An 11,057-nucleotide genomic window follows, 5' to 3' on the forward strand; every position below is an offset into this window, starting at 1 on the left:
GCGTCCGCAGCGGCGCCTCCCCGCCGCGCCCGCTCTCGCCGCGCAGGACCTCGTGCGTGCGGACGTCCGTGCCCGTCAGCCCGCGCCCGGCTCCGCCGCGGCCCGTTGCGTCCGCAGCGGCGCCTCCCCGCCGCGCCCGCTCTCGCCGCGCAGGACCTCGTGCCCGGGCGACCCCGCCCTCCCCAGCACCCAGCTCGCCCCGCGCAGCGCCTTCGCGGCCTTCTTCAGCGGCGCCAGCCCGGCCGCCGCCTGCCGGTGGTCCGACACCGAGCCCGGGGCGCACAGAACGGTCGCCAGCGACAGGGTGACCGGACGCCCTCCCGCCGTCCAGAACACGTCCAGCACGGCGGCCAGCGCTCCGAGACCCTCCGGATCCGTGAGCACCAGGAAGTCGTCCCCTCCGATGTGCCCCACGCGTGCCGTGCCGGACGCCGCCCGCTGCAACGCCCGCCCCACCGACCGGATCAGCTCGTCGCCCGCCGCGAAACCGGCGCCGTCATTGACCTGTTTGAAATGGTCGACGTCCAGCCAGCTCAGCGCCAGGGCCCGCCCGTCCGCGATCCGCCGGTCCACCTCGCCGGTTATCGCGTCCGAACCCGGCAGCCGGGTCAGCGGGTTGAGCCCGGCCGCCTCCTCGACCCGGCTCTCCGCGAGAGCCCGGACGAGATCGGCCAGCCGCACGACGCCCACGCACCGTCCGCGGTGGTCGACGACGGCGACGTCGTCCGAGGTGCGGTTCCGCCCGCCCACCGCGACCACGTCCAGCACCTCCCACGCGGTGGCGTCGACACCCACCGTCCGCGGGGCGTCGCCCAGTTTCGCCGCCGGGCGATCGGCGTAGAGGGCATGCCCGTAACGGCCCGACATCGACAGCAGGAAGCGGGAACGGTGCACGGACCTGACGGGAACCCCGGCCCGGTCGACGAGCAGCACCCCGGACACGTCCTCGGCTCCCGTCAGCAGCGCCCGCACCTGCCCCGCCGAAGCGGTCACGGGCAGCAGCGCGGCGGGCCGCACGAACTCCCTGATCGACGGCCCCGATCTGGGGCGCGCCGCACATCCGGCCATGCGCGGCGGAACGTACACGTCCGCTGCGGGCAGCCGTGCGGGCGGGGCGAACAGATCGCCCTGGGCCAGCTGCGCTCCCGCGGCCAGCGCGGCCGAACACTGCAGCTCGGTCTCGACGCCCTCGACGGCCAGGAGCGCGCCGAGTTCGTCGCACAACGTCCGCATCGCCCGCACCGCCGCCGGCCGGGCCAGCAGCGACGCGTCGAGCTTCACCAGCTCCGGCGCGAGGTCGATGAGCAGGCGCAGGGGCAGGTCCCCGTCGCCCACGCCGTCCGCGCTGATCCTGAAGCCCTGGCCGCGCAGGACACCCACCGCCTCCAGAAGGCCCGCCTGAGGCACGTGTGTGTACGGCGGCCCGATGTCGACGGTCACCTCCCACGGCAGCCGTCCGGCCCCGCGCACCACGTCGTGCAGCGAGGCGAGCCCGCCGAGGTCGGCCAGGGTGGCGGCGAAGACGTTCACGTGCAGCGGTAGCAGCGTCTCCCGGCGCAGCGCCGAGCGGACCGCCTGCACCGCGAGCCCGGCGTCCAGCTCGGGATCGCGCCGGGCCTCGGCCAGGATGTCGCCGGTCTCCGGGCGGGCTAGTATCTCCAGCCCAGCGACCCCTTGGGTGGTCAGATTGACCACGGGCTGGAAGGCGAAGCGGAGAGTATCCGTCCAGGAGTGCACGGGAGCATGATGTCGCCGTCCGCGTGCGCCCAGGCCCAGTTCATGAGACGTTCACGCAGGATTTCGGGGCGATCACACAGCGTACGGACGCGCGCCCGGCTCATGCACCGCACGCGGCCGCCCCAGCGCGCACCGAACGGCACCACGGACGCCCCGCCCCGACGGCCCGTACGCGTGTTCTCCCCGCGGCGCACCCGGAGGCCACTGCCCGGGATCCGCCGGCACACTCGACGTCACCGTGTCCGCCGCGCCGTCCGCCGCCGACCACCGGACGTCCCGAGCAGGACGCCCTCTCCGCGATCGGATACAGTCCGCGGCGTGTCCGAAACCCACCACTCCACGCCCGACACCGGCCCGGACTCCCACTGTTCGCGCTGCGGAGCGCCCTTCGGAGACGGCGTCACCGGATGGCCCCGCACCTGCCCCGCCTGCGGGACCGTCGCCTACCGCAACCCGCTGCCGGTCGCGGTCGCACTCCAGCCCGCCTACGACACCAGGGGCACGGCCCTGGTCGTCATCACCCGGACCATCGCTCCCGCACGCGGCGGAGTCGCCCTGCCGGGCGGCTACGTCGACGACCGCGAGGACTGGCGGCAGGCCGTCGTCCGCGAGCTGAAGGAGGAGACGGGCATCGACGCCGGCGCCCGCGACGTCCGCCTCGCCGATGCCATGAGCTCACCCGACGGCCACCTCCTGCTGTTCGGACTCCTGCCCGAGCGTCCCGCTATCGGGCTGCCCGAATCCTCGGCCACCGAGGAGACGGCGGGCTGGCACCTCCTGCGCAGGCCGGAGGAGCTCGCCTTCCCGCTGCACACGCTCGCGGTGCGGGCCTGGTTCGAGGGCCGCTACGTCTGAGCCGCCGCCCGCCCCGCAGGAGCCTCACCCCTCGGCGGCACCGCGCACCCGCACCGGGCGGACAGGCTCCCGAGGACCGTCCTCGCCCTCCTGCTCGACGACCAGGCGCCGCCCCTCCCAGCGGGTGACGTAGCGCTCGATCTCCGGCTCCTCCCAGCCGTCGCCCTCGTCCGGCACCACCAGCCCGGCCCCCGTCCGCCCCCGGGCGGGCGCCCACACCTCCAGCTCCAGCCCGCCGTCCGCGCCGCGCACCGGAACGACGGTGCCCGCGCGGGCCAGGACCGGGATCCGTGCCAGGGGCGCCTCCACGAGAACCCGCCCCGGCCCCTCGTGGGCCCGCCCCGTCTCCGTGTCGTACCAGCGGCCCCTGGGCAGTTGCACCGCCCGCCGGTCCGCTCCCGGGTCGAGCACCGGAGCCACCAGGAAAGCGTCACCCAGCAGGAAGGCATCCCCGCAGTCGCGCAGCGCGCGGTCCTCCGGCGCACCCCACCAGACCGGCCGCACATAGGGCGCCCCGGTCCGCCGCGCCAGATAGGCCAGGGTCACGAAATACGGCAGCAGCCGCCGCCGCTCGGCAAGCGCCTCGCGCGCGTGACGCAACACCTCCGCCCCGAACTCCCACGGCTCCCTGCGCCCGGCCCCCAGACTCGCGTGGGTGCGGAACAGCGGCAGATACGCCCCCAGCTGGAACCACCGCAGAAACAGTTCCGGCGACGGGCTGCCGTCGAAGCCGCCCACGTCCGGACCCGAGTACGGCACCCCGCACAGCCCCAGTCCGAGCACCAGTGCCAGCGACGCCCGCAGCCCCGGCCAGCCGGTGGCGACGTCCCCGGACCAGGTGCCGCCGTAGCGCTGCATGCCCGCCCACCCCGACCGCGAGAAGAGGAAGGGGCGCTCATGGGGAACCAGCTCGCGCATGCCCTCGTAGGCCGCACGGGCCATGCACAGCGCGTACACGTTGTGCGCCTCCCTGTGGTCGCCGCCCCGCTCCTCCAGAGCGTGCCGGGCCGACCGCGGCAGCGTCGTCTCGCCGAACGCGGCGAACGACACGGGTTCGTTCATGTCGTGCCAGAAGCCGGAGAACCCCTGCGCCAGCCGCTCCGCGTACAGCCCGCCCCACCACTTGCGCACGCGCGCGTTCGTGAAGTCCGGGTACACCGACGCACCGGGCCACACCACCCCCTCCACGACCCGCCCCGAGGCGTCCCGGACGAACGCGTCCAGGGCGGCGCCGGAGTCGTACACGGCGTTGCCGGGCGCCGCCTTGACCGCCGGATCGACGATCGACACCAGCCTGATGCCGTCCCGGCGCAGCTCCTCGGCCAGCCCCGGCAGCTTCGGGAAGCGCTCCTCGTCGACGGTGAACACCTGGTGCTCGTCGAAATGGTCGATGTCCAGGTGGACCGCGTCGAGCGGCAGGTCGTGCTCGCGGTACCCGGCGACGACGCGCCGCACCTCCTGCTCGCTGCCGAAGCCCCAGCGCGCGTGATGGTGGCCGAGCGCCCAGGCAGGGGGCCGGGCGGGCGCGCCGGTCAGCGAGGCCCACATGAGCAGCACCCGCGCGGGGGTGCCCACCATCACCCAGCAACGCAGCGGACCGCCCTCCATCCGCAGGTCACACGACCCGGCCCGGTCGTGCCCCGAGCCGGCGCCCTCCTCGCCCTCCCGCAACGTCACCGTGCCGTCCCACGAGGTGTCGTGGAAGACGAGATGCGTCGCCGCGTCGGCGACCACCATCTGCACCGGCATGGTGATGTACAGGGGGTCGTCGGCGGGGGAGAAGGCCCGGCCGGGGTCGGTGTTCCACAGCCGGTACCGCCCGTCGCGCAGGCGGGGCCCGGCCGCCCGCCCGCCCAGGCCGAAGAACCGCGCATCCGCAGCCACCTCAGACCGCTGCATCCACCGCGCCGGCCCGCCGTCCACCGGCTCCCACCAGCGCGGCGGCAGGTCACGCCGCAGGGTCACCCCACCGGGCGTGCGCACCTCGACCATGCCGTGCCGCGAGACGGCCACCGTCACCCGCTCCGCCACGACCCGCCAGCCGCCGTTCTTGTCCGGCTCCAGCACCGCACGGGGATCCGCCCGTGGGCAACGCCCTTCCAGCGCGTACGACGGCTCAGGGTCGGCACCGTCCCAGCCCCAGAAGACGGCACCGTTCACAGCGACGTGGATCCGCAGCTCCGAGCGGCTGAACCGGAGGACACCGCCCCCCGGCCCCGGCTCCGCCTCCTGCACCACCCCGGGCACCCGGGCACGCTCGGCCCCCCGGCTCGGCAGCCCACTGGCATCGGCACGCCATCTGCGCCACGCCGCGCGCACGGTCCGCAACCTCTGTGCAGCACCCACAGAACCCAACGACTTCACCGAACGCACCAGGTCACGACCGTCCATGCTGCTCACCCTGCCACTGACACGCCCACGAGCGCGTGCCGTTCAACTGCCGTTCATCCATGCGCCGACCACATGGCCACGGCCCGGACTGTGTGCGGGACACCCTGGTGCAGGAGTCGATCACATGGCATCGTCCCTGTCAGCCGCGTCACGCGCACACCCCTTGCCGTGCGCGGAGGACGCACACGACGCGCACAGTCCGGGAGCCGCCCCATGTCGACCGTGAACCCCCAGCCGCTCTGGCAGCCCGATCCCGACCGCATCGCCCAGGCGCAGGTCACCAGGTTCCAGGCCTGGGCCGCCGAGCACCACGGCGCACCCGCCGACGGTGGGTACCCGGCGCTGCACCGCTGGTCCGTCGACCATCTGGAGACCTTCTGGAAGGCCGTCACCCAGTGGTTCGACGTACGGTTCTCCACTCCCTGCACGAGCGTGCTGGGCGACCGCACCATGCCCGGAGCGCAGTGGTTCCCGGGCGGCACCCTGAACTACGCCGAGCACGCCCTGCGCACCGCCGCCGCCCGTGGGGACGAACCGGCACTGCTGTACGTCGACGAGAGCCACGAACCCCTCCCGGTGTCCTGGTCCGAGCTGCGCCACCAGGTCGGCTCCCTCGCCGCCGAGCTCCGCGCCCTCGGCGTACGCCCCCAGGACCGTGTCGGCGGCTACCTCCCGAACATCCCGCAGGCCGTCGTCGCCCTGCTCGCCACGGCAGCCGTCGGTGCCGTGTGGACCTCCTGCGCCCCCGACTTCGGCGCCCGCAGCGTCCTCGACCGCTTCCAGCAGGTCGAACCGGTGGTCCTGTTCACCGTCGACGGCTACCGCTACGGCGGCAAGGAGCACGACCGCCGGGACACCGTCGCCGAGCTGCGCCGCGAGCTGCCCACGCTGCGCGCCGTCGTCCACATCCCGCTCCTGGGCACCGAGGCACCCGAGGGAACCCTGGACTGGGCGGACCTCACGTCGGCCCGCACCGAACCCGTCTTCGAGCAGGTCCCCTTCGACCATCCGCTGTGGGTCCTGTACTCGTCCGGCACGACCGGACTGCCCAAGGCCATCGTCCAGTCCCAGGGCGGGATCCTGGTCGAGCACCTCAAACAGCTGGGGCTGCAGTGCGACCTCGGCCCCCGGGACCGCTTCTTCTGGTACACCTCGACCGGCTGGATGATGTGGAACTTCCTGGTCTCCGGTCTGCTGACGGGCACCACGGTCGTCCTCTACGACGGCAGCCCCGGATACCCGGACACCGGCGCCCAGTGGCGGGTCGCCGAGCGCACGGGGGCCACCCTGTACGGCACGTCGGCCGCGTACGTCATGGCCTGCCGCAAGGCGGGCGTCCACCCCGCCCGCGACTTCGACCTCTCACGGGTCCGGTGCGTGGCCACCACCGGCTCCCCGCTCCCGCCCGACGGGTTCCGCTGGCTGCACGACGAGGTCCGCGACGACCTGTGGATCGCCTCGGTCAGCGGCGGCACGGACGTGTGCTCCTGCTTCGCGGGAGCCGTACCGACCCTCCCCGTGTACCTCGGCGAGCTCCAGGCCCCGTGCCTCGGCACCGACCTGCAGTCCTGGGACCCCGGCGGCAGGCCACTGACCGACGAGGTCGGCGAGCTCGTCGTCACCAACCCCATGCCCTCGATGCCGATCCGCTTCTGGAACGACCCCGACGGCAGCCGCTACCACGACAGCTACTTCGACACCTATCCCGGTGTGTGGCGGCACGGCGACTGGACCACCGTCACGGCGCGGGGATCCGTCGTCATCCACGGCCGCTCCGACTCCACCCTCAACCGCCAGGGCGTCCGCATGGGCTCGGCGGACATCTACGAAGCCGTCGAGCGCCTTCCCGAGATCAAGGAGTCCCTGGTCATCGGCATCGAGCAGCCCGACGGCGGCTACTGGATGCCCCTCTTCGTGCACCTGGTCCCCGGTGCCGTCCTCGACGACGCGCTCGTGAAGCGCATCAAGCAGACCATCCGCGACGAGCTCTCACCGCGCCATATCCCCGACGAGATCATCGAGGCGCCCGGAGTCCCGCACACCCTCACCGGCAAACGCATCGAGGTTCCCGTCAAGCGCATGCTCCAGGGCACGCCGTTGGAGAAGGCGGTCAACCCCGGCTCGGTCGACGACCTCGGCCTGCTGCGCTTCTACGAGGAACTCGCCCGCAAGCGCGCCTGAACCGGCCCGGCGGGGACGTCCCGCCCGCAGCGGGTCGTCCCGCCCCGCCGGGCCCGGCCGCGTCGCCACGGCCTCCGCCCTGCGCACGCCTGCCGGCACGGCGGGCATGCCCTTCGGACCGCGGGCCGGCGCAGTCCGGCCGATGCGGCGGCCTCCTCACGGAGCCGTCGTCGCACCGGTCGGCGCGGACCCGGTCCGGCCCCTCCGGCGCTGTCATCACCGTCACCGCCGTGACCTGCGCCGTCCGGCAGCGCACGCGTCCGCGATCGTCTCGCCCGGGTCCGTTGTCGGTGCCGCCGGTTACTGTGAGTGAGCATTGATCGACCGCGTACAGGGGGAAGACATGGCGCACACCGACCAGCCCGCCCGACGTGTCCTGCGCCGAGAGATGGCCGGCACCATCGGCCTGCTCACGGACGAGCACGACTTCCGTGCCATGCTGCGCTACCGCAGCTTCACCTTCGACGACCACACCGCCTACCTGCGGGAGGTGGAAGCCTTCCTCAGGGCCAGGGCCACCCAGGGAAGCCACACCGCGGTCGCCCTCTTCGACCCGGCGGAGTACGCGGAGTTCTGCGCCGACGAAGGGCTGGACCCGGACGCCGCAGCCAGCCGCACCCGGTTCACCGCCCGGCTGGCCACCACCGGCCCCACGCTGCCCTACCAGGGCCAGCCGCTCACCGAACTGGTCCCCGCACTGGTCGACGAGGCCGTCCGCAGGGGGACCCGGGAGTACGCGTCGGCCCTCCTCGCCAGGCTCGGCGCCTGCGCCACCTGCGGGGAGGACCTCGGGCGCGCGGCCGTCGCCCGTGCCACGGCGCTCCTGGTCCGCATCCTCGACACGGCCCCACCGGGCTCCCGCCACCTCGTCGTCAGCGTCTCGGGACCACCCGGCGCACTCGTCTCCGTCCTCCACGCCGACACCGACAGCGACGGCGCCGGCAGCACACGGCTGGACGAGACCGAGGCCCTCGAGTTCACGACCGTGCTGGCCCTGGGCCTCGGTGCCCGCAGCCCCGGCGGACTCGTCATGCGCACCAGCGCACCCGGCAGCCGCGACCGCGTCTACGGATGGCGACTGCGCGGAGGCGCCCTCCAGCCCCTCAGCGCCGGCGAGGTCTTCGACGCCTACTGCACCGATGCCGAGTCCGGCGACCTGATCTCCCCGGAATCCGAGGTCGACTACTGCCGGCCACCCGACCTCGGCGACCAGCACGCGGCACGGGAACACCACCACTGAAACGACGAGGGGGGCGCCCCACACGCGGTGGGACGCCCCTCGGGGCCGGTCACGGCTCGGGCCGAACCGCGGCTACTCGCCGGACAGCACCGCCTGCGCCGCGTGGCGCGCCTCGTCGGCGCTGTCCGCGGCGCGTGCTGCGGCGGCAGCCCGCTCGCACTGCGCGAGCGTGAACTTGGCCAGTGTCGCCCGTACATAGGGCAGGGACGCCGCACCCATCGACAGAGAGGTGACGCCCAGCCCGGTCAGCACGCACGCCAGCAACGGGTCGGACGCGGCCTCACCGCACACACCGCAGCTCTTGCCCTCGGCCCTCGCCGACTCCGCGGACAGCGCGACCAGGTCCAGCAGGGCCGGCTGCCACGGATCCTGAAGCCGGGACACCGCACCCACCTGACGGTCGGCGGCGAACGTGTACTGCGCGAGATCGTTGGTCCCCAGCGACAGGAACTCGACCTCCCGGAGGATCGAGCGCGCCCGCAGAGCGGCCGACGGGATCTCCACCATCGCGCCGAACTTCGCCCGCAGCCCTGCCTCGCGGCAGGCGTCGGCGAACGCCTTCGCGTCCGTGCGGTCGGCCACCATCGGGGCCATGACCTCAAGGTGGACCGGCAGCCCCTCGGCGGCCCTGGCGAGCGCCGTCAGCTGCGTCTGCAGGACCTCGGGGTGGTCGAGCAGCGTGCGCAGGCCGCGGACACCCAGTGCGGGGTTGGGCTCGTCGGCCGGCGTCAGGAAGTCCAGCGGCTTGTCCGCTCCCGCATCCAGCACCCGCACGACCACACGGCCCTCGGGGAACGCCTCAAGCACCTGGCGGTAGGCCTCGACCTGCTTCTCCTCGGACGGGGCCTTCTTGTTGTCGTCCAGGAAGAGGAACTCCGTGCGGAACAGTCCCACACCCTCCGCACCGGCCTCGACCGCGGCCGCCACATCGGCAGGACCGCCGATGTTGGCCAGCAGCGGCACCTTGTGCCCGTCGGCGGTGGCCCCGGGGCCGGTCGCCGCGGCCAGCGCCGCCTTCCGCTCAGCGGCAGTGGCCCGCAGTTGCGCCTTCTTCTCCTCCGGCGGGTTCACGAAGACCTCACCGGTGCTGCCGTCCACCGCGATCACCGTGCCCTCGGGCAACTCACCGGCGCCCGGCATGGCCACCACGGCCGGCACGCCCAGCGCCCGCGCCAGAATCGCGCTGTGGCTGGTCGGCCCGCCCTCCTCGGTGACAAATCCGAGGACGAGCGCCGGGTCCAGCAGCGCGGTGTCGGCAGGAGCCAGGTCCCGCGCCACGAGTACATAGGGCTGGTCGCTGTCGGGCACGCCAGGCATGGGAACCCCGAGCAGGCGTGCGACGATACGATTCCGCACGTCGTCCAGGTCGGCGACGCGGCCGGCGAGGTACTCGCCCGCCGCGGCCAGCAGCTCGCGGTAGGCCGCGAAGGCGTCGTAGACGGCACGCTCCGCCGTGCTGCCGACGGCGACACGCCTTTCCACGTCCGCCATCAACTCCGGGTCCTGGGCCATCAGGGCCTGTGCCTCGAGCACCGCCTGGGCCTCGCCCCCGGCCAGGTTGCCGCGCGCCATCAGGTCGGCGGCCACAGCTTCCACGGCCTTGCGTGCGCGCCCCTGTTCACGCTCCGCCTCTTCCGCGGGGATCTGCTTGGCAGGCGGTTCCAGCACCGCCGTGCCCATGTGCCGTACCTCGCCGATCGCCACACCGTGGCTCACGCCGACGCCTCGCAGCGTTGTGTCCATCTCACCCGTCTCCGATAGTGCGGCGGGTCCGACCGCCGCGGTGGTTGTCCTGCCCGCCGTCCGGGGACGGCGCCCGCGTCACTTCCAGACGAAGAGACTGTCGCCGGCCTTCACGTCGCCGTCCTCACGGAGTTCGGAGAGGGACTCGGTGGTCGCTTCGAGCGCCACTACGGGGCACACCGGGGACTTGCCGGCGGCCTCGACGGCAGCGGGGTTCCATCGCACGACGCCCTGCCCCCGGCTCACGGTGTCGCCCTTGTTCACCAGCAGCTCGAAGCCCTCGCCGTTGAGCTGGACGGTGTCGATGCCGAGGTGGGTGAGGACACCGCGTCCGTTCCCGTCGACGACCACGAACGCGTGAGGGTGGAGAGAGACGATCACACCGTCCACGGGAGCGACGGCCTCGGACGCCTCACGGACGGGGTCGATCGCGGTGCCCGGGCCGACCATGGCCCCGGAGAAGACGGGATCCGGCACGGCGGCCAGCCCGATGGCGCGGCCTACCAGCGGGGACGTCACGGTGGTCATGGGAAGCCTCCCAGGGATGGAGATTCGGATGGGCCGTCACTGCCTGTACCCGACGGCGCACTGCACGGCAGCGCATGTCGGAGGAAGTGCCGGTTCCGCACGATAGCTCCCGAATAGAGGTCTAGACCACCCCTCTCGTCGATTTGCACCGCCTCGACGGCCGCGTGTACTCTCGGACTCCTGCGTGAGGCGGAGCGGCGCGATCGAGCGTCATCGCCCAGCAGCACCCAACTTGTCAGATCCTATCTCGGGATCCGCTTCTGCATGCCTGCAGGACGGTGGTCAGAGGGACGGAAAAACACTGATAGAGTTCGGGACACCGAAGGGAAGCGCCCGGAGGAAAGCCCGAGAGGGTGAGTACGAAGGAAGCGTCCGTTCCTTG

7 protein-coding genes are annotated in these 11,057 nt (G+C 73.1%); 3 read left to right on the plus strand and 4 right to left on the minus strand.

Annotation, left to right across the window (positions count from 1 at the left end; translation table 11 throughout):
* Positions 1-75: 75 nt before the first annotated feature.
* The gene (locus tag I3F54_RS31280; protein WP_240122306.1) at positions 76-1,737 is read right to left on the minus strand and encodes a GGDEF domain-containing protein; all 1,662 of its coding nucleotides are present in this window, start codon (positions 1,735-1,737) and stop codon (positions 76-78) included.
* Positions 1,738-2,055: 318 nt separating this feature from the next.
* Between I3F54_RS31280 and I3F54_RS31285 the strand changes: the two genes are divergently transcribed.
* A complete protein-coding gene (locus I3F54_RS31285; RefSeq protein ID WP_240122307.1) occupies positions 2,056-2,592 on the plus strand; it encodes an NUDIX domain-containing protein in 537 nt (178 codons plus the stop codon).
* 24 nt (positions 2,593-2,616) lie between these two features.
* Here I3F54_RS31285 and I3F54_RS31290 read toward each other — a convergent pair whose 3' ends face one another.
* Positions 2,617-4,983: a TIM-barrel domain-containing protein gene (locus I3F54_RS31290; protein ID WP_240122308.1), complete on the minus strand. Its 2,367-nt coding sequence runs from the start codon at positions 4,981-4,983 to the stop codon at positions 2,617-2,619.
* 213 nt (positions 4,984-5,196) lie between these two features.
* On the opposite strand from I3F54_RS31290, the gene I3F54_RS31295 reads away from it, so the two are divergent.
* Together I3F54_RS31295 and I3F54_RS31300 are read left to right on the plus strand one after the other, a co-directional pair.
* A complete protein-coding gene (locus tag I3F54_RS31295; protein ID WP_240122309.1) occupies positions 5,197-7,164 on the plus strand; it encodes an acetoacetate--CoA ligase in 1,968 nt (655 codons plus the stop codon).
* 343 nt (positions 7,165-7,507) lie between these two features.
* The gene (locus I3F54_RS31300; RefSeq protein WP_240122310.1) at positions 7,508-8,404 is read left to right on the plus strand and encodes a hypothetical protein; all 897 of its coding nucleotides are present in this window, start codon (positions 7,508-7,510) and stop codon (positions 8,402-8,404) included.
* 72 nt (positions 8,405-8,476) lie between these two features.
* Here the strand turns inward: I3F54_RS31300 and ptsP are convergent, their stop codons facing one another.
* Positions 8,477-10,147, minus strand: a complete 1,671-nt coding sequence (gene ptsP / locus I3F54_RS31305) for a phosphoenolpyruvate--protein phosphotransferase (protein WP_240122311.1) — start codon at positions 10,145-10,147, stop codon at positions 8,477-8,479.
* A 78-nt stretch (positions 10,148-10,225) separates the two neighbouring features.
* A complete protein-coding gene (locus I3F54_RS31310) occupies positions 10,226-10,675 on the minus strand; it encodes a PTS glucose transporter subunit IIA (protein WP_240122312.1) in 450 nt (149 codons plus the stop codon).
* Positions 10,676-11,057: the final 382 nt, after the last annotated feature.

This window comes from Streptomyces sp. MUM 2J (assembly GCF_022414535.1).
GTDB lineage: Bacteria > Actinomycetota > Actinomycetes > Streptomycetales > Streptomycetaceae > Streptomyces.